20 protein-coding genes are annotated in these 18,980 nt (G+C 74.0%); 9 read left to right on the forward strand and 11 right to left on the reverse strand.

Annotated features, from left to right (window positions below; all coding sequences use genetic code 11):
* Window positions 1-26: 26 nt before the first annotated feature.
* From WME96_RS32660 to WME96_RS32690, 7 genes are all read left to right on the forward strand, one after another.
* Window positions 27-428, forward strand: coding sequence for a hypothetical protein (locus WME96_RS32660; protein ID WP_437285499.1), 402 nt, complete (start codon window positions 27-29; stop codon window positions 426-428).
* 21 nt (window positions 429-449) lie between these two features.
* Window positions 450-959, forward strand: coding sequence for a Mu transposase domain-containing protein (locus tag WME96_RS32665; protein ID WP_437285500.1), 510 nt, complete (start codon window positions 450-452; stop codon window positions 957-959).
* A gap of 115 nt (window positions 960-1,074) precedes the next feature.
* On the forward strand, window positions 1,075-1,689 hold the full coding sequence (locus WME96_RS32670; RefSeq protein WP_437285501.1) for a hypothetical protein: 615 nt from the start codon (window positions 1,075-1,077) through the stop codon (window positions 1,687-1,689).
* A 606-nt stretch (window positions 1,690-2,295) separates the two neighbouring features.
* Complete coding sequence (locus tag WME96_RS32675) at window positions 2,296-3,153, forward strand: ATP-dependent Clp protease adaptor ClpS (protein WP_437285502.1); 858 nt, start codon at window positions 2,296-2,298, stop codon at window positions 3,151-3,153.
* A 126-nt stretch (window positions 3,154-3,279) separates the two neighbouring features.
* Complete coding sequence (locus WME96_RS32680) at window positions 3,280-3,741, forward strand: hypothetical protein (protein WP_437285503.1); 462 nt, start codon at window positions 3,280-3,282, stop codon at window positions 3,739-3,741.
* The gene (locus WME96_RS32685) at window positions 3,738-3,935 is read left to right on the forward strand and encodes a hypothetical protein (protein ID WP_437285504.1); all 198 of its coding nucleotides are present in this window, start codon (window positions 3,738-3,740) and stop codon (window positions 3,933-3,935) included. Before WME96_RS32680 ends, WME96_RS32685 begins: the two co-directional genes overlap by 4 nt.
* Window positions 3,936-5,143: 1,208 nt before the next feature.
* Window positions 5,144-5,848, forward strand: coding sequence for a polysaccharide deacetylase family protein (locus tag WME96_RS32690; protein ID WP_437285505.1), 705 nt, complete (start codon window positions 5,144-5,146; stop codon window positions 5,846-5,848).
* Between the two features lie 98 nt (window positions 5,849-5,946).
* On the opposite strand, the gene hypE is transcribed toward WME96_RS32690, so the two are convergent.
* From hypE to WME96_RS32745, 11 genes are read right to left on the reverse strand one after another with little or no spacing between them, the layout of a single operon-like run.
* Entirely contained in the window at window positions 5,947-6,975 is a 1,029-nt protein-coding gene (hypE, locus tag WME96_RS32695; protein WP_437292381.1) for a hydrogenase expression/formation protein HypE, read from the reverse strand.
* Window positions 6,972-8,135, reverse strand: coding sequence for a hydrogenase formation protein HypD (gene hypD / locus WME96_RS32700; protein WP_437285506.1), 1,164 nt, complete (start codon window positions 8,133-8,135; stop codon window positions 6,972-6,974). The genes hypE and hypD overlap by 4 nt, the downstream gene beginning before the upstream one ends.
* Window positions 8,132-8,377, reverse strand: a complete 246-nt coding sequence (locus WME96_RS32705) for a HypC/HybG/HupF family hydrogenase formation chaperone (RefSeq protein ID WP_061614726.1) — start codon at window positions 8,375-8,377, stop codon at window positions 8,132-8,134. The genes hypD and WME96_RS32705 overlap by 4 nt, the downstream gene beginning before the upstream one ends.
* A 2-nt stretch (window positions 8,378-8,379) precedes the next feature.
* Window positions 8,380-10,749 (reverse strand): carbamoyltransferase HypF, encoded by a 2,370-nt coding sequence (gene hypF, locus WME96_RS32710; protein WP_437285507.1) that lies wholly within the window; start codon window positions 10,747-10,749, stop codon window positions 8,380-8,382.
* A 2-nt stretch (window positions 10,750-10,751) separates the two neighbouring features.
* Window positions 10,752-11,093 carry a hydrogenase maturation nickel metallochaperone HypA gene (locus WME96_RS32715; RefSeq protein ID WP_437285508.1) on the reverse strand — a complete coding sequence of 114 codons (342 nt, stop codon included), beginning with the start codon at window positions 11,091-11,093 and terminating at the stop codon, window positions 10,752-10,754.
* A 4-nt stretch (window positions 11,094-11,097) separates the two neighbouring features.
* Entirely contained in the window at window positions 11,098-11,556 is a 459-nt protein-coding gene (locus WME96_RS32720; RefSeq protein WP_437285509.1) for a hydrogenase maturation protease, read from the reverse strand.
* Complete coding sequence (locus WME96_RS32725) at window positions 11,553-12,914, reverse strand: Ni/Fe hydrogenase subunit alpha (RefSeq protein ID WP_437285510.1); 1,362 nt, start codon at window positions 12,912-12,914, stop codon at window positions 11,553-11,555. Before WME96_RS32725 ends, WME96_RS32720 begins: the two co-directional genes overlap by 4 nt.
* Window positions 12,904-13,680, reverse strand: coding sequence for an oxidoreductase (locus tag WME96_RS32730; protein WP_437285511.1), 777 nt, complete (start codon window positions 13,678-13,680; stop codon window positions 12,904-12,906). The genes WME96_RS32725 and WME96_RS32730 overlap by 11 nt, the downstream gene beginning before the upstream one ends.
* A 5-nt stretch (window positions 13,681-13,685) precedes the next feature.
* A complete protein-coding gene (locus tag WME96_RS32735; RefSeq protein WP_437285512.1) occupies window positions 13,686-14,621 on the reverse strand; it encodes an FAD/NAD(P)-binding protein in 936 nt (311 codons plus the stop codon).
* The gene (locus WME96_RS32740; protein ID WP_437285513.1) at window positions 14,618-15,094 is read right to left on the reverse strand and encodes a cyclic nucleotide-binding domain-containing protein; all 477 of its coding nucleotides are present in this window, start codon (window positions 15,092-15,094) and stop codon (window positions 14,618-14,620) included. The genes WME96_RS32735 and WME96_RS32740 overlap by 4 nt, the downstream gene beginning before the upstream one ends.
* Window positions 15,095-15,100: 6 nt before the next feature.
* Entirely contained in the window at window positions 15,101-16,282 is a 1,182-nt protein-coding gene (locus WME96_RS32745; RefSeq protein WP_437285514.1) for a 4Fe-4S dicluster domain-containing protein, read from the reverse strand.
* Between the two features lie 206 nt (window positions 16,283-16,488).
* On the opposite strand from WME96_RS32745, the gene WME96_RS32750 reads away from it, so the two are divergent.
* Together WME96_RS32750 and feoB are read left to right on the forward strand one after the other, a co-directional pair.
* Window positions 16,489-16,845, forward strand: coding sequence for a FeoA family protein (locus tag WME96_RS32750; protein ID WP_437285515.1), 357 nt, complete (start codon window positions 16,489-16,491; stop codon window positions 16,843-16,845).
* The gene (gene feoB, locus WME96_RS32755; protein WP_437285516.1) at window positions 16,842-18,836 is read left to right on the forward strand and encodes a ferrous iron transporter B; all 1,995 of its coding nucleotides are present in this window, start codon (window positions 16,842-16,844) and stop codon (window positions 18,834-18,836) included. The genes WME96_RS32750 and feoB overlap by 4 nt, the downstream gene beginning before the upstream one ends.
* Window positions 18,837-18,980 lie beyond the last annotated feature (144 nt).

Below are 18,980 nucleotides of genomic sequence, written 5' to 3' on the forward strand. Positions count from 1 at the left end.
GGCCGTCGTCTTCCTGGGATCGGCGCGTGTGCGCGAGCATCGTGAACCCCTTCCCGGTCTGCCTGGCCCGGGTGGCCAGTGTATGCGGTAACGCGAACCTGCGCAGCATCCGCAGCTGGGTCCGCTCCCCCTCCGCCCGCCAGCCGCTGCCGCGCGCCGGCATCCTCCGGCGCGCGGCAGGCACGCGGACGACAGCCGACGCCATGCGCTTCCACCGGGACCTGCTCGCGCTCGCCGGTCAGCTCCGCGTCGCGCTGCGGCTCTGCGCCGTGCGCAAACCTCAGCACAACGACAAGGTCGAGCAAGCGATTCGCTTCCTGCGCGACCGCTTCTTCGCCGCACGCACGATCCGCGTTCTCGATCGTGGCAACGCCGAGCAACTCGCCTTCCTCGACGAGATCGCCGACGTGCGCCCGCACCGGCGATGACCTGCGCGGCGCGTCGACCAGGTGCTCGCGGAGGAGAGGACGCGGCAGCTCGCGCTGCCCGGCCCGCTGCCCGAGACGGATCTCGTCGAGCCCGTGCCCGTCGACAAGACCGCCTTCCTGCACTTCGACGCAAACCGCTATTCGGCGCCGTCGCTCCACCACGGCAAGACAGTGATGCTCGTCGCCAACGACACGACCGTGCGGCTGTCGGACGGCGGCACGGAGGTCGCGCGGCACGTGTGCGCCGCCTGGGGACGCTCTCGTCAGCTTGAGCCAGGCTCGAACCCGCCGCTTAGCCTCACGGCCTGCCCGCAACGCTGGTATGCTCGTAATATGACCTCCTACCGCCGCGCCCGCTCCGCCGCCGAGATCCTCCGCTCCGTCCCGCCGCGCGACCGCGCCCGGATGCTCCGGTTTGGCCTCGACCTGAACGACCCTGAGCACGCGGCGCTCTTCGTCTCCGGTGTCCGCGCCGCGGACGAGGCGATCGCGGCGGAGGAGCGCTGGGAGCGGGAGAACGCGCTCCGTTGAGGTGGAATCCCGCACGAAGAGATCGTCGACCAGGTAAGAGCGCGCCGGCCTCGATGACCTGGCCCTTCCGCCGCTGCGCTCGAAGCGCGGCATCGAGCCATGCTACGATGCCGGCGTGCCCGGGCGCAGGACCGCTGAGATCACCTCTGTAAACGTCGCTGCGCTTGCCAGCGCCGCCCGACGCGGCGAGGTCGACACCGACGTCGAGCTCGGCATCGTCGGCGCGTGCCTCGTGCTGGCCGGGACGATCACCGTGCAGCTCGAGACGACCCGCGTGGCCTCCGGCGGCCTCCGGCTCTGGGCCCGTTGCCCCGGGTGCTCCGCGCGGGCGGCCGTGCTCTACCTCGCTGCGCCGGGCCTGCGCTGCCGCCGCTGCGCCGGGCTCGTCTACCCTGAGACACGGCAGCGCCCCGAGGAGCGTGTCCTCGAGCAGGCGCTCGCACGGCGCACGAAGGCGCGGGCCGCGCTCGGCGCTGGGCCGGACCCGCGGGAGCCGATCCCGCGACGACCGCCGGGCGTGCGCTTCTCGAACTGGGTACGTCGCCTCGACGAGCTCCACGAAGCCCAGGCCGCGGTGCAAGCCGCGCTCGCCACGCTCGTCGGCCAGCTCGGTGCCCGCTCCGGAGCGCTCGCTCAGGAGGCCGGCTCCCCTTCCCCGGCGCCGCCGGTCGCGCCCACGCCTGAGGCGCCTTCGAGCGAGGGCCAGCAAGCTCGCAGAACCACACCCTGAGGGACCTCCGACGCCCTCGAGCGGTGGCGGTGCTCCACCTCGGGGCGGCCCGCCCGGAGCGCCCAGCACCGGGAGCTGGGAGACCGGCGCTGTCGTGGCTGCCCCCCGGTCCGCCACGCGCACGCCCATGCGACGCCGCTGGTAGCGCCTCCTCGATCCAGGAACCGCTTGGTCGCCGCGGGCAGAGAGCGACGCGATCCGCGACATCGAATCAGGAGCTCACACGTATTTCGTGTGCTGACGCCGTCGCAGCCACGACTGGCAAGAGCCGTGGGATTGTCGTTGCCGGTGGAGCAAGCACCTGGAGAGGGCTGCCGGTTGTTCAGACGATGAATGCCTCATCGAGAGGCTACTTCGGCCCACGAGTAAACCAGCCGGATACGCGAACAAGGTCGCATTGTTCAAGGAGGCAGCGCCGCATCTGCCTTGACAGTCGATTCTGTGTACCGGCGTATTCCGGCTGTCCGCCAACCACCCGCCCAGCGACCCGACCTCCTGGTGCCCGGCCGAGTGGGCCGACCTCGGGCCGTGTGACTGATCGCGACCCCGCTCCCCACGACCCGCGCTGGAAGCAACCCTGCTCACGGCGTAGGATGCGCAGGGCGCATGCGCACCCTCCTCATTGGGCTCCTGATCCTCGCCCTGGCGACCGCGCTCGCCATCCTCCACCACCGGCGAAAGCGACGCTCACGCGCGCTTCCGCGCGGCGCTCGCCTGGATACCACGGTGGTCATGCATACGGCCGGCGCCGACGCCATGCGGCGCGGGCAGCGCGTCGTGCTGCCGGAGCACGTCGTGCTCGCTGCCCTCTGCGATCGCCGGGTGGAAGCGCTGGTCGAGTCAGCCGGCGCGAACGCCGCGTCCCTGCGGCACGAGCTGGATCAACACCTCCCGGCGCCGAGCGAGACGCCCGCAGACAGCGCCGGGATCGCGCTCTCGCCAGCGGCGGCTGCGATCGTGGAGCGCGCCAGAGCGAGGGCGGCGGGGTGGCGGGCCCCGTCGCCGATCGATCTGGTGGTCGCGGCACAGTCGGCGGGGGAGGGCTGCTTCGCCGCCGTGTTGCTCACGAGGGCGTGTCACGACCTTGACCGGGCGAGCCGCGAGCCGCCCCGCTCCCCGGAGCACGGCGGCCCCGCAGGAGAGAGGGTCGAGGTCGTGTTCTGGAACGACGACACGACCACGATGGAAGCCGTGCAGCGCTTGCTCGTCGACTGCTTCGGAAAGGACGAGGTGGAGGCGACGCATTCCATGCTGACCGTACACTTCGCGGGCTCCGCCGCCGCGGGCGCGTATTCGCCGGACGCCGCCGCCGCGCTCGTGGCGCGCGCCACGGAGGTTGCGCGCGAGCGCGGCATGCCGATACGCATCACGCTCGGTCCGGCGGCAGAGGACATGGGCTTCACGTGGGCGACCGAGCCCGCCGGGGCGGCGGAGGAGCGCCGCGGCGAGACGCGCGCGCCATAGAGGATGGCCGGCACCGCCGCCGGCTCATGATCTCACCGTCCCCTTCGCTCGCGCTCAGGGGCAGGGTCGAGCACTTCAGCCGCAGCCTCGCCCTGGGACGGCGTCATCGCTCCGAGCAGCCGCCCGATGGCCTCGTGCGCCACCCGCGTCTTCTCTGCATCGCCCGCCACACTGGCCGCCCAGAGCCGGCAAGCGGCGCTGCGGAAGAGCGATCCGGTGGGCCTGCGGCGCATGGCGGCTCTCCTCTACCGCGATTCGCGGCCGCGCTCACGCCTGCGGCAGCCCGCCAGCGCACGGGCCCGGCACGAGGCCGGCCTCACCGAGCACCGCCGCTGCGCCGCCCCCCCTTGCTCGGCGTCGTCCGTCGCGCGCTCCGAGCAACAGCCGATGCGCATGGAGCTGCGACGAAGCCGCGGGGAGTTCTCGCGGCGGAAGACCCGCCATTCCGTCGAGGATTCCGTTATTGCACTGCAAAAACGGCAGCCGAGGACGGTTCTCATGCACGGCCGCCGGGTATCGACGAGCGGCACCTTGGTATACTTCTCGTTCACGACGTCACCCCGCAACGCTGGTATGCTCGTAATATGACCTCCTACCGCCGCGCCCGCTCCGCCGCCGAGATCCTCCGCTCCGTCCCGCCGCGCGACCGCGCCCGGATGCTCCGGTTTGGCCTCGACCTGAACGACCCTGAGCACGCGGCGCTCTTCGTCTCCGGTGTCCGCGCCGCGGACGAGGCGATCGCGGCGCAGGAGCGCTGGGAGCGAGAGAACGCGCTCCGTTGAGGTGGAATCCCGCGCGAAGAGATCGTCGCCCAGGTAAGAGCGCGCCGACCTCGATGACCTGGACCTTTCGCTGCTGCGCTCGAAGCTCGGCATCGAACCATGCTACGATACCGGCGTGCCCAGGCGCAGGACCGCTGAGATCACCTCTGTAAACGTCGCTGCGCTTGCCAGCGCCGCCCGACGCGGCGAGGTCGATACCGATGTCGAGCTCGGCATCGTCGGCGCGTGCCTCGTGCTGGCCGGGACGATCGCCATACAGCTCGAGACGACCCGCGTGGCTTCCGGCGGCCTCCGGCTCTGGGCCCGTTGTCCCGGATGCTCCGCGCGGGCGGCCGTGCTCTACCTCGCTGCGCCGGGCCTGCGCTGCCGACGCTGCGCCGGGCTCGTCTACCCTGAGACACGGCAGCGCCCCGAGGAGCGTGTCCTCGAGCAGGCGCTCGCACGGCGCACGAAGGCGCGGGCCGCGGTCGGCGCTGGGCCCGACCCGCGGGAGCCGATCCCGCGACGACCGCCGGGCGTGCGCTTCTCGAACTGGGTACGTCGCCTCGACGAGTTCCACGAAGCCCAGGCCGCGGTGCAAGCCGCGCTCGCCGCGCTCGTCGGCCGGCTTGGTCCTCGCTCCGGAGCGGTCGCTCAGGAGGCCGGCTCCCCTTCCCGGGCGCCAGCTGCGCCCATGCCCGAGACGCCTTCGAGGGAGGGCCAGCAAGCTCGCGGAACCACACCCTGAGGGACCTCCAGCGCCGTCGAGCGTGGCGGCGCTCCACCTCGGGGCGGCTCCGCGCGGAGCGCCCAGCACCGAGAGTTGGGATTCGATCCCTCGACATGACCTGCGCGCCGCACGGCGGAAAGCCAGCGACGGGTCCGAGCGGCGATTCTCGACCGCTCCAGTCGTGATCCGTTCCGCCGATCGGGTCGTTGTCCATGAGGCCCGTCTCTGACAATCCTCGTCGCTCGCTGTCCCGGGAGGAGCGCCAGACGTTCCCGGAAGGCGCAGAGCGCGAGGGTCTCCGTGGAAGGACGCCTGAGAAGCAGGCACGGCAGATGATACGGCGATCTCTGCTGTGGAGATCCTACGCACGAAGAGGGGCGGCGCGCGGCGCCTCCCGACGCGCGAAGAGCAGGCGGTGCTGCTGTGCATCGGAGCTTGCCTTGCCGCCATCCTCCTCGCCTCGGTCCTCCTGACAGGGTGTCCCCCCGGCGTCGCTGTCGTGTCGCTCGAGTTCGACGACACGCTGGCGAATCAGTTCTCCGCGCGATCCATCCTCGCCGAGCACCGGATGCATGCCACGTTCTTCGTGAACAGCGGTCGACTCGACCGCCCCGGCTACCTGACGGTCGCGCAGCTCCGCGCGCTCGCGTCCGACGGCCACGAGATCGGCGGCCACACCATCGATCACGCGCAGCTGCCCGGGCTCCCTGCCGGAGAGCTGCGCCACCAGATCTGCGATGATCGTCGCGCTCTCCTCGCGCTGGGTTTCGACGTGAGCGACTTCGCGTACCCCAATGGCGCTCACGACAGGGCCAGCGCCGAACAGGCGCGCGCCTGCGGCTACGAAAGCGCAAGAAAGGTTGGAGGAATCGGCTTCGCCCCATGCATCTTCTGCACGGGGGCGGAGACCATCCCCCCGCGCGACCCGATGGCCACCCGCACCCCCGGCTCCCTCCGCCGCGTTCACCGCCTTCCCAGAATCCAGGCTCTCGTCCGCGGCGCGCAGCAGGTCGACGGCTGGATTCAGCTCACCTTTCACCATATCTGTGACGCCTGCGACGACTACAGCATGTCCGAAGAGGACTTTTCCACGCTCCTCGGCTGGCTCGCGGAAGAGCGCGAGGCCGGCCGCGTCGCCGTCCTGACGGTCGCGCAGGCGATCCGCGGCGCGACGCCTCGGCCCCGCAGGCTGGCTGCGGAGTGAACGCGGCCGCTCCCGATCGACGCGATGACCATCACGCGACATCGTGACCCGATGACACCGAGGCGCGAGACCAGAAGCCGAGTGAGCGGGTCGCGCTCTCAGCAGATGCGCGGCAGTTGCTCGCCCGAGAGCAGATCGAGCGTGCGCCGCGTCCCGAGCCGGGTCCTCAGGACGACGCTCCCCCGCCCCTCCCCCACAATCCGACCGATGCGCGCGGCCCCGCGGCCGAGCGGGTGGTCGCGCAGGCTCGCCAGGGCGCGCTCGGCCTCGGCTTCCGGCACGAACGCGACGAGCCGGCCCTCGCACGCCACGTAGAGCGGGTCGAGCCCGAGCAGCTCGCACGCCCCTGACACCGCAGGTTCCACCGGGATCTGCGCCTCCTCCACCTCGACGTGGACGCCCGCGTCGAGCGCGATCTCGTTGAGCACGGCCGCGAGCCCGCCGCGGGTCGGATCCCGCAGGCAGTGGACGTCGACCCCCGAATCGAGCAGCGCCGCCGCGAGCTCGGCGACAGGCGCGCAGTCGCTCTCCACGGGCTCCTCGAACGCCAGCGCCTCACGCACGGACAGCACCGCGATCCCGTGCCGCCCCACGTCGCCGCTCACGAGGACGGCATCCCCCGACCGGACCCGGCGCGGCGCGATGACGACGCCCTCGGGCACCACGCCGATACCAGCGGTGTTGATGAACAGCCCATCTCCCTTGCCCCGGTCGACCACCTTGGTGTCGCCCGTCACGAGCTCGACCCCGCATACGTCCGCAGCGGCGCGCATCGAGAGCGCGATCTGCTGGAGCTCGCCGATGGGCAACCCCTCCTCCACGATGAAGCCGGCGCTCAGGTAAGCGGGCCGGGCGCCCGTCATCGCCAGGTCGTTCACCGTGCCATAGACGGACAGCGTGCCGATATCGCCTCCGGGAAAGAAGCGCGGATGCACGACGTAGCTGTCGGTGGTGAACGCGAGCGACGCGCCGCCGAGCCGCACCACGGCGCCGTCGTGACGGGCCAGCAGAGGACCGCTGTCGAACACGGGCAGAAAGACGCGCTCGATGAGCTCGCGCATGAGCCGCCCGCCGCCCCCATGAGCGAGCTGGATCGTCGTTTCGCGCGACGGCACGGGACAGCTCATCTCGAATCGCACGGCGGGTCCGCCCTCCGATAACGGTAGTAGGCCGCGCACGCGCCCTCCGCGGAGACCATCGTGGCGCCCAGCGGGGTCTCCGGCGTGCAGCGCGCGCCGAACGCGGGGCAGTCCGGCGGCTTGATGATCCCCTGGAGCACGAGGCCGCTCTTGCAGGGGATCGCCGCTCGCGGCTCCGGGTCGCCTGACGGCGCCCTGCGCCCCGAACCCTGGTCCGACGCTCGGGGCTCCACATCGCCTGACGGCGCCCACCGCCGCTCCGCGTCGTGGTCCGCGTACGGCGCCCGGAGCCCGAGGCCGCTCCGGGCGATGGGACCGATGCCCCGCCAGGTCCGGGGAACGACCTCGAAGACCTCCCGGATCATGCGCTGCGCGGCCTCGTTGCCGGCCTCGCGCACCGAGCGGGCGTACTGGTTCTCCACCTCGGCGCGGCCCTCCTCGAGCTGCCGGACGCACAGGAGAATGCCCTGGAGGATGTCGATCGGCTCGAAGCCCGTGACCACGATGGGGACGCGGTGCACGGCGGCGAGCGGGCGGTAGGCATCGACGCCCATCACCGTGCAGACGTGGCCCGCCGCGAGGAACCCGTCGACGCGCCGATCCGGCGCCCGGAGGATCACCTCCATCGCGGGCGGCACGAGCACGTGCGACACGAGGAGCGAGAAGTTCCGGACGCCGCGCCGCCGCGCCTCGAACACCGCCATCGCGTTCGCGGGCGCCGTGGTCTCGAAGCCGACCGCGAAGAACACGACCTCACGGTCCGGCAGGCGCTCGGCGAGCGCGAGCGCGTCGAGCGGCGAGTAGACGACGCGCACGTCGCCGCCCCTCGACTTCACCGCGAACAGGTCGTCGCTCGACCCGGGGACGCGCAGCATGTCGCCGAACGAGCAGAACGTGACCTCGCGACGCGAGGCGATCTCGAGCGCGCGATCGATGAGCTCGATCGGCGTGACGCACACCGGGCAGCCGGGGCCGTGCAGGAGCGAGATCTCCGGGGGCAAGAGCTCGTCCAGGCCGAAGCGGACGATGGCGTGCGTCTGGCCGCCGCAGACCTCCATGATCGACCAGGGGCGAGAGACCGCCCGCCGGATCGCCTCCACGTACGGCCCGACGCGCCGCGCGTCGCGGTACTCGTCGATGAACCTCATCGCGGATCCTCCCCCTCGCGGGCCGCGCCGAGCTCATCGAGGTAGGTGAGCGTCCGCCGCGCCGACGCCTCGTCGATGCGGCTGATGGCGAAGCCCGCGTGCACGATCACGTAATCGCCGGCCTCGGCCTCCGGCACGTAGGCAAGGCAGATCTCCTTGACGATGCCGCCGAAGGCGACGCGGCCGAGCCGGAGGTCGCCGCCTGCAACGCCGAGGACCTTGCCGGGGACGCCGAGGCACATGGTCATCCCTCCAGCGCGCCCGCGCCGCGCCGCGCCGCCACGAAGACCTGGCCGAGCGACAGGCCGCCGTCGCCCGGCGGGTACAGCCTCGGCGTGTAGACCTCGACGCCGCGCGCGGCGAGGCGCTCGCGGATCGACGCGGCGAGGAGCGCGTTCTGGAAGCACCCGCCCGCGAGCACGACGCGCCCGAGGCCGCTCGCGGCGGCGAGCGCCTCGGCGACGTCCACGAGCGCCCCGTGGAAGCGGGCCGCCATGACGCCAGGCGGCGCGCCGTCGCGCCGGTCGCCCAGCACCGCGTCGATCAGCGGGCCGGCGTCGATCACCGCCGGCTCCCCCGGCGCGCCGGCGCGCACAGGCAGCGGGTAGCCCGCCTGCGCGCCGGCCGCCTCGGCCAGCGACTCCAGCTCCATCGCGGCCTGCCCCTCGTAGCTCGCCGTCCCGCGCAGGCCCGCGAGCGCCGCCACCGCGTCGAACAGGCGCCCCACGCTGGTCGTGCGCGGCGAGCCCGTCCCGCGCGCGAGCATGCAGAGCAGCGGGCCGAGCTCGGCCTCGCGGAACCAGGCGCGCGCGGGGCCCCGGGCGCCCTCGCCGCGGAGCTCCCAGAGCAGCCCGAGCGCGGCGCGGCGCGGCTCCCTCATGGCGCGCTCCCCGCCCGGCAGCGGGAACGGGCGGAGGTGCGCCGCGCGGCGGAACGACGCCCGGTCCACGACCAGCGCCTCGCCGCCCCAGAGGGCGCCGTCGAGCCCGTAGCCGGCGCCGTCCCACGCGAGGCCGAGGACCGGTCCGTCGAGGCCGTGCTCGGCCATGCAGGCGGCGAGGTGCGCGTGGTGGTGCTGCACCCGGACGAGCGGCGCGCCGAAGGCCGCCGCGAGCCGCTCGGCGATGCGGCTCCCCGCGTAGTCGGGGTGGAGGTCGCAGGCGACGCGCTCCGGCCGCACCCGGAACAGGCGCGCGAGGTCGAGGGCCGTGCGCTCGACGAGCGCGGCGCCCTCGGCGGTGTGCGCGTCGCCGAGGTGCTGGCTGACGACCACCTGGCCGTCGAAGAAGAGCGCCGTCGTGCTCTTCAGGTGGCCGCCGAGGGCGAGGATCGGCGGGGCGGCGACCCGCAGCGGGAGCGGCAGCGGGGTGAACCCACGCGCGCGGCGGAGGAGCTCGACGCCGGCCGGCCCGACGCGCGCCACGGAGTCGTCGAGGGGGCGCTCGATCGGCCGGTCGTGCACCAGGAACAGGTCGGCGACGCCGCCCAGGCGCCCGAGCGCGTCCGAGGTGTCGGTGCAGATCGGCTCGTCCGAGAGGTTGCCGCTCGTGCAGACCACCGGGCGCCCGACGCGCTGGAGCACCAGCCGGTGGAGCGGCGTGTAGGGAAGCAGCGCACCCAGGCGCGCCATGCCCGGCGCGACAGCGTCGGCGATGGCGATCCGCGCGGCGGCGGGCGCGAGCCGCCGCAGCAGCACGATCGGCGCCTCGGGGCCGCGCAGCGCGTCCGCCTCCGCGGGAGACACGTGGCAGGCGCCGCGCACGGCGTCGAGCGAGCCGAACATCACCGCGAACGGCTTGGCGTCGCGGCGCTTCCGCCGGCGCAGGAGCGCGACAGCGTCCGGCGACGTCGCGTCGACCAGCAGGTGGAACCCGCCGAGCCCCTTCACGGCGACCACCCTCCCCGCCAGCACGGCGGCCGCGGCCTCGCGGAGCGCGTCGTCGGGCGACCCGGCGCCCCGGACGTCGGGCCGTGGCCCGGGGCGCAGGGCGCCGTCGGGCGACCCGGAGCCCTGGAGGCTAGGCTCCCTCGGATCTCCGGCTGCGGCCACGAGCTGGACGCGCGGGCCGCACGCAGGGCAGGCGATCGGCTCCGCGTGGAAGCGCCGGTCCGAGGGGTCCTCGTACTCCGCGGCGCACGCAGGGCACATCGCGAAGCGCTCCATCGTGGTCCTGGCCCGGTCGTACGGGAGCCCCGAGAGGATCGTGTAGCGGGGTCCGCACTGCGCGCAGCTCGTGAAGGGGTAGCGGCGGCGGCGGCCGGTCTCGCTGTCCACCTCGCGGGCGCACGCCTCGCAGACGGCGAGATCCGCGGGCACCGACGGGCGCGCCCCGCTCGCCGCCTCGCTGCCGAGGATCTGGAACGGACCGGCTTCCTCCTCGGCCCGCCGCTCGATCTCGATGCGCTCGACGCGCGCGGGTGCGCTGGGCTCGTGGATCAGGCCCGCGACGAAGTCATGAAGGCTCCGCTCCGGCCCCTGCACCTCGATCTCGACCCCGCCGGGGTGGTTTCGCACCCAGCCGCCCAGGCCGAGCGCGGACGCGCGCCGGTACACGAGGGGCCGGAAGCCCACCCCCTGCACGATGCCCTGCACGCGGACCGCGAGGCGCGGCATGGCTACTCGACCTCCAGGGCGTCCAGGCCGAGCCCCAGGCGCCCGAGGAGCGTCGCCTGGTCGCCGCCGCAGCGCGGGCAGAGCAGCACGTGATGGTCGGGCGCGTACGTGCCGCCGCAGGCGAGGCAGCGCGCCTCGACGTGGAGGAGCCGCAGCTCGAGGCGCGCCCCCTCGGCCGGCGTGCCGCGCGCGTGCGCCGCGAAGTGGAGCGAGAGGCTCTCCGGCGAGAGCGCCTCGGCCTCGGCCACCCAGCCGCGCACCGCGAGGACCCGCGCTGCTCCTTCGGCCGTGGCGCGGTCCAGCGCGGCGGACAGGAGCTGCCTTGCGATGGACGACTCGTGCATGGGCTCACCCTCCGAGGAACGAGAGGACGCGGGCGACAGCCCGGGGGACCGCCGCGGCCACCTCGGGCGACAGTCCGAGCTCGCCTGACGCTCGGGGAGGCCTGCCGATGCTCACGCCGACGATGCGGATGTCGGGCGAGAGGCGGTCCGGCGCCGCGAGGCGCGCGAGCTCGATCGCCTGGCCGACGCCGAGACCGTGCGTCGAGACCGGGACAGGGGCGCCGGCGGCGAGATCCGAGGGCGAGAGGTCGAGCACCTCGCCGGGCGGCGACGCGAGCACGGCGTCGACGATCACGACCTTCGCGGGCGTCTGGAGGAGCGAGACGAGCGCGCTCGCGTCCCTCGCCTCGACGAGCTCCGCGTCGCCCGGTGGGGCCCGGCGGCGCAGCGCCTCGAGCACGGCGAGCCCGGCGGCGTCGTCCCCGGCGGCCCGTTGCCCGAGGCCGATGATCCGCGCGGTCATCGCGGCGCCTCCTCGACGCGCAGGGTGAGGAAGTGCGTCGCGCAGGAGATGCAGGGGTCGTGGTTGCGCACGGCCTGCTCGGCGCGCGCGGTGGCCTCGCGGCGCGGCAGCGACGCGAGCGACGGCGACAGCGCGCAGAGGTCCTCCTCGATCGAGAGCTGGTTCTGCGACGTGGGCGGGACGATCTTCGCGTCCAGGATCGTGCCCTCGGCGTCGAGCGCGTAGCGGTGGTACAGGAAGCCGCGCGGCGCCTCGGAGCCGCCGTAGCCGGTGCCCGCTCGGAGCGCCGGGGGCGCGACGAACGCAGCCGGCGGGGGCGCGTACGCCTCGATGATCCGGATCGACGCCTCGAACGCCTGCAGGATCTCCACGAGGCGCACGAGCAGGCTCCGGAACGGGTTGCGGCACGGGACGGCGAGGCCGGCGGCGCGCGCCGCGTCCTGGACCTCGGGGAGCAGGCGATCGAAGCTCAGGTTGAAGCGCGCAAGCGGGCCGCACAGGTAGCTGCCCTTGCCTTCCGACGTCTGGGGCTCCGGGTCGCCTGACGGCGCCCTGCGCCCCAGGCCCCGGATCCGCGACCTCAGCGCGGTCGACCAGGGGACCTGCTCCTCGACGAAATGCGCGTCGTACGCGCGCACCTCGATGTCGAGGCCGCCCGAGGAGACGAGGCGCCCCTCGGCGATCGCGTACGTGTCCTCGCTGCGGAGCGCGACGAACTCGTAGGGCCGCTCGAGCTCCGGGCACGGCAGCGTCGCCATCCAGGAGAGGCACGCGCGCGCGTGCTCGCGCCCGGCGCAGAGCTCGGGGAGCAGGCGCTCGAGCTCCGCGCGGGACGGCGCGCTGTAGAAGCCGCCGACGCGGGCGTTGACGGGGTGGATCTCCCGGCCCCCGAGGAGCGCGACGATGGCGTTGCCCGCCTTCTTGATGGCGAGGCCCTTCGCGACCCAGTCGCGGTGGTCGCGCGCCATGGCGACAGCGTCCGGGTAGCCGAGGAAATCGGGCGCGTGCAGCAGGAAGACGTGCAGGGCGTGGCTCTCGATCCACTCGCCGCAGTAGAAGAGGCGCCGGAGCGCGCGGAGCTCCGGGCCGAGCTCGATGCCGAGCGCGTCCTCCATCGCGCGGCAGGCGCTCGTGATGTACGCGACCGGGCAGATGCCGCAGATGCGCGACGTGATGTCGGGCGCCTCCGCGTAGCCCCGGCCGCGGAGGAACGCCTCGAAGAACCGCGGCGGCTCGAAGATCGACAGGCGCGCCTCCTTCGCCCGCCCGCCCTCGATCACGAGCGTCAGCGCCCCCTCGCCCTCGACGCGGGCGAGGTAGTCGACAGCGATGGTGCGCGTCCTCTCGCTAGCGCTCATGCCGCTCGCTCTCCGCGCGGAACGCCGGGGCGTTCGCGTTGAAGGTGCGGTGGAGCCGCACGAGGTCGCGCTCCGGCACGCCCGCCGCCCGGAACGCGCGCGAGAGCGACTCCATGTTCGGCGCCTCCATGGGCCCGAAGCAGCCGTAACAGCCGCGCTGGTAGGTCGGGCAGAGCGCGCCGCAGCCCGCGTGCGTCACCGGGCCGAGGCAAGGCGTCCCGGTCACCATCACGCACACGTTGCCGCGCATCTTGCACTCGACGCAGACGCTGTGGCTCGCGACGTTCGGACGGCGCCCGTGGACGAAGGCACTGATCACCTCCAGGAGCTGGCGCTTGTTCACCGGGCAGCCGCGCAGCTCGAAGTCGACGGGGACATGGTCGGCGATCGCCGTGGAGGTGGCGAGCGTCTCGATGTACGCGGGCGAGGCGTACACGACCGACATAAACTCCTTTATATTCGCGAAGTTACGCAGCGCCTGGATGCCGCCGGCCGTGGCGCACGCGCCGATGGTGACGAGCGCCTTCGACAGGCGCCGGACCTCGCGGATGCGCTCGGCGTCGGCGGGCGTGGTGATCGACCCCTCGACGAGCGACAGGTCGAACGGCCCCGCGCGCTCGAGGCTGGTGGCCTCCTTGAAGTAGGCGATGTCGATCGCGGCGGCGATCGACAGGAGCTCGTCCTCGAGGTCGAGGACGCTGAGCTGGCAGCCGTCGCACGAGGCGAACTTCCACACGGCGAGCTTCGGCTTCGCGGGGCGCGCCATGGCGCTCACAGCTCCCGGACCGCGAGCAGCGGTCCCACGCGGTCGTAGCGGAGCACGGGCCCGTCCTTGCAGACGAAGCTCGGCCCGAGCTGGCAGCGGCCGCAGATCCCCACCGCGCACTTCATGTTCCGCTCCAGCGAGGCGTGGACGCGCTCGCCGGGGACGCCGCGGCGCTCGAGCTCGCGCGCGGTGAAGCGCATCATCACCTCGGGCCCGCAGACGAACGCGACCGCGCGGCCCGGGTCGAAGTCGGCGAGGCGCAGGAGCGCCGGCACGACCCCGACGTACCCGTGCCACCCGGGCCCTGCGCGGTCCACGGTCACGAGCACCTGCAGGTCGGCGCGGCGGCCCCAGCGCTCGAGCTCCCTGCGGTAGAGCAGGTCCTCGGGCCCGCGGGCGCCGTAGAGCAGCGCGACGCGGCCGTAGGCGGCCCGGTGCCGGACGATGTGGCAGAGCGCCGGGCGCAGCGGCGCCATCCCGAGGCCGCCGGCGAGGAGCAGCACGTCGGCGCCCTGCGCCTCGCCGACGGGCCACGGGCTCCCGAACGGGCCGCGCAGCCCGAGCGCCATGCCCGCGCGGAGGCGGCCGAGCGCGCGCGTGACCGAGCCCGCCTCGCGGATCGTGTGCAGGAGCCGATCGGGCCGCGCGGGATCCCCGCTGATCGAGATCGCGACCTCGCCGACCCCGAAGGCGTAGAGCATGTTGAACTGGCCGGGCGCGAACGCGAGGCCGCCCGGGCGGCCCGGCACGTCGATCGTCGCCGTGAAGGTCGTCGCCGTCTCGCGGTGGACGCGCCGCACGCGCGCCGGCTCCGGTGCCCAGGGGTTCGGGGCGGCGGGCGCCGCCAGGCGACCCGCAGCCCCGAGCGGCGAGCCGGCGCTCCTGGGGATCGGGGCGTCCGGCGCGAGGGGCAGCGGGGGCTCCCGCGGCACGAAGGTCATGGCGCGGCCCCGTCGAGGTTGAAGACGTCGAGCCGCTGCAGCCGCACGCGCTCCAGCCGCGCGTAGAGCTGCCGCAGGAGCCGGAGGGACACGGCGTACCCGAGCGCGGGATCGGCGTCCGAGCACGCGCGCACGTGCGCCGCGTCGAGCCCGAGCGCGCGGACCTGCGTGACCGCCCGCGCGTCGAGCACCCATCGCCGCGGCGGGAAGAGCCAGTGCAGGCCCAGGATGTCCCCGCCCGACAGGCTCTCGACCTGCACCGGCTCGCGGCCGGGGCGGTGGATCTCGAGCGCCACGCGTCCCTGCGTGAGCAGGTACAGCGTGTCCGCCTCGCCTCCCTCCCGGAGCACGAACGCCCCCTCGGGAAAGCTCAGCGCACGCGCGCCCTCGGCCAGGCGCGCGAGGTGCGCGGCCGGGAGCCCCTCGAGAAACGGGTGAGACCCGAGGACGGGGACGAGCTCCTGCGCACGCATCGTCGCCTACCCCTTCCCGGCGGCGACGGCGCCATCTCCGGCGCGGATGGCCGCCGCCTCCTCGGTGATGTCGATCCCGACGGGGCACCACGTGATGCACCGGCCGCAGCCGACGCATCCGGACGTGCCGAACTGCTCGATCCACGTGGCCAGCTTGTGCGTGAGCCACTGCCGGTAGCGGGCCCGGCGCGAGGCGCGGACGCTGCCGCCGTGCAGGTACGAGTGGTCGAGGGAGAAGCAAGAATCCCAGCGCCGGAAGCGCTCGGCCGTCTCGGAGGGACCCGCATCGACGGAGGGACCCGCGAGCGCGGAGACGTCCTCGACCGTGCTGCAGAAGCACGTCGGGCACGCGAGCGTGCAGTTGGTGCATGCGAGGCAGCGCTCGGCCACATCGTCCCAGCGAGGGTGCTCGAGGTTTCGATAGAAGAGCTCCTTGATGCCGTCCGTCTCGAGCTCCCTGCCCATCCGGGTCGCCGTGCGGCGCGAGACCTCGAAGGCCGCGCGAACGTCGTCCTCGCCCGCGCGGGGCGCGCCCAAGCGAGCGAGCAAGGAGGCGCCGGCGTCGCTGCCCACCTCGACGAGGAAGCGGTGGCCACCGTCGAGGAGCTCGGTCAGCGCGAGGTCGAAGCCTCGCTCGGCGCGCGGCCCCGTCCGCATCGACACGCAGAAGCACGTCCCGCCTGCCTGCCCGCACTGCACCGCGATGACGAAGAGGCTCCTGCGGCGCGCCACGTAGTCGGGGTCTGGCGTCGCGCCGTCGACGAAGACGCGGTCCTGCACGTCGACCGCGGCGAGATCACACGCCCGCGCGCCGAGGACGGCGAGGCGCGGAGGGGCCTCGACCTCGTCGGTCCGGGAGATGGAGCCGCCGCGCCGCCTGAGCTGCACAAGGCGGAGCCGGGGCACGAACAGGAGGTGCTTGAGCGACCGCGGCCCGACCGCGTAGCCGAACAGGGCCTCGTCCGCGCGCCTGGAGAGCCTGTAGCGGCCGGCCTCCTGCTGCTCGGTCCAGCCGGCCGGGAGCTCCTCCACGCCCTGGATCTCGTCGTACACGATGGCCCCGCCGCGGAGGGTGGGACCGATGAGCCGGTACCCCTCCTCGCGCAGGCCCTGGAGGAGCGCCGGGAGCTCCTGCCGGCCGAGCACCGCGCGATCGCCAGGTTGGAAGCTGGTCCCTGCGCCGCTCATGCGGGGCCGGTGAGCACGGTCCGTGCCGCCGGCTCCGAGCCGCACACGACCACCGCGCATGCTCCAGGCCGCCTGAGCCCCGGCGCCCGCCCGCCGTCGCGAGGGGCTCTGCCTGCCGTAGCGCGCCCGCCGCCGCACAGAGCTGCTGGCCAGGGGCTGGCGCGACCGATGAAAATGATTTAAACTTTCAATATCAACAGCGGACCATGATGACCGGCGCCCCCTCCCCTCTCTCCCTCGACCCAGGCCCCTCCACGCTGAGCTCGACGGGCGAGCCCGCATGGCCCCGCGGGGCGCGCGACGTTGCAGCGGCGGGGCCGCTCGCGGAGGTGCGCACCGGGGAGCGGGTGGCCGTGGTCGAGGTCGGCCTCGACGCCGATCTCGCCGGATGGCTCGGGGCGATGGGGCTCGGCGCCGGCCAGACGCTGACGTTGATCCGTCGCGCCGCGTTCGGCGGCCCCCTCCATGTGCGCACCGGCTCCGGGGGCGAGCTCGCGATCAACGCGGCGCTCGCGCGTTCCATCCTGGTCGCGCCCCTGCTCCCGCCCAGGCGGATACCGTGACCGCCGCGGCCCCCGAGGCGCGCGCGCCCCGCCTCCCGGCGGCGGCCGAGCGGCCGCTTGTCGCGCTCCTCGGGCGGCCGAACTCGGGCAAGTCATCGCTGTTCAACCGGCTGACCGGCGGCAGCGCCCACGTCGGCAACTTCCCCGGCATCACGGTCGACATCCTCACCGCCGACGTCCGCCTCGCCGGCGGGACGGCCGTGACGATCGCGGATCTGCCCGGGCTCTACTCGATCGAGTCCGTCGTCGATCCCGCGACGGACGAGGGCGTCGCGCGCCGCTTCCTCGACCGCACCGGCGAGGGCGGGCGGCCGCGCCTCGTCGTCCAGGTGCTCGACGCGACGCAGCTCGGGCTCGGCCTGCGGCTCACGCGCGAGCTCGTGCGGCGCGGGCTCGCGCCGCTCGTCGTCGCCACCCAGCGCGACGTGCTCGAGGGCGAGGGGCGCGGGCTCGACCTCGACGCGCTGGAGCGCGCCATCGGCCTGCCCGTGCTGCTCGTGAGCGCGAGGGACCCGGCCGCGCGCGGCGTGGTGCTCGACGCGATCGCCGCGCGGCTCGACGCGACCGCCGCGCGGCTCGACGCGAGCGCCGCGCGGCTCGACGCGAGCGCCGCGGGCGCCCCGCTGCCCCCCGGCGCCGCCCCCTGGGACCCGGACGCCGTCGCGCGCGCCGCGTACATCGAGCCGCCGCACCGCGAAGCCGCCGCGGAGCGACGGCGGACGTTCACCGCGCGCGCGGACGCCGTGCTGCTCCACCCGGCGGCCGGCCCGGTGCTCTTCCTCGGGCTCATGGCGCTCCTCTTCGCCGCCGTGTTCCTCGTGGCCACCCCGGCCACCGAGGCGCTCGACGCGGCGATCGGCCAGCTCGGGGCCGTCGTGTCCCGCGCCCTCGGCGGCGGGCTCGCCGCCTCGTTCGTCGTCGATGGCCTGCTCGGCGGCGCGGGGACGGTGCTCGCCTTCATGCCGCAGATCGTGATCCTCACGGTGGCCATGGAGCTGCTCGAGGCGAGCGGTTACCTCGCGCGCGGCGCCTTCCTCGTCGACCGCGTGCTCCAGCTCATGGGGCTCAGCGGCCGCGCGTTCCTGCCGCTCCTGATGGGGCACGCGTGCGCGGTGCCGGCCGTGCAGGCCACGCGCATCCTCCGCGATCCGCGCGAGCGGCTCACGGCGATCCTCGTCCTGCCGCTCATGGCCTGCTCCGCGCGGATCCCGACCTACGGGCTCCTCCTGACGACCTTCTTCGCCGCCCACGGCCCGTGGGTGCAGGCGCTGCTCTTCGTCGCGCTCTACGTCGCCGGCATCTTCTCCGGGCTCGTCGCCTCGCTCGTCCTCCGGCGCACGGCGACCCGCGGGCGCTCGCTCCCCATGGTGCTCGAGATGCCGGCGTACCGCAGCCCCGAGCCGCACGTCGTGGGCCGCAAGGCGGCCCAGGCGGCGTGGCGGTTCACGCGCGAGGTCGGGACCGTGATCCTCGCCGTCTCGGCCGTACTGTGGGTGCTGCTGAAGGTCCCGATGCCGGGCGCCGCGGCGCCGGCGCCGCCGGCCGCCGCGGCCGAGGTCACCGCCACCCCGCTCGCGTCGAGCATCGCCGGCGGCGTGGGGCGCGCGCTCGAGCCTCTGACCGCGCCGCTCGGCTTCGACTGGCGCATCAACGTCGGCCTCATCGGCTCGTTCGGCGCGCGCGAGGTCATGGTCGGGACGATGGGCGTCATCTTCGGCGTCGAGGACGCCGACGACCGGCCCGCGCCGCTCGCCGAGAGGATCCGCGAGGCGAGGCGCCCGGACGGCGAGCACGCGTACTCGACGCGCACCGGGCTCGCGCTGCTCGCGTTCTTCGTGCTGGCCTGCCAGTGCATGAGCACCGTGGCGGCGATCCGCCGCGAGACGAAGACGTGGCGCTGGCCGGCGTTCGTCCTCGCCTACAGCTACACGGCGGCGTACGTCGCGGCGCTCGTCGTCTATCAAGGGAGCGGGCTGCTCGGGATCCGGTGAGCCAGCCCGGGAGGGCGGCGCCGGGTCCGCAGTTTGCTCCATCACCGGACGGCCCGAGAGCCGACGCACGCGCGGGCGCTCGCGCGTGCCGCCGGCGCGGCAGCGCGCCGGGCGGAGTCATCTCGCTCTCGACGAGGAGACACG

This window comes from Sorangium sp. So ce406 (assembly GCF_051474675.1).
In the GTDB taxonomy this organism is placed as follows: domain Bacteria; phylum Myxococcota_A; class Polyangia; order Polyangiales; family Polyangiaceae; genus Sorangium; species Sorangium cellulosum_G.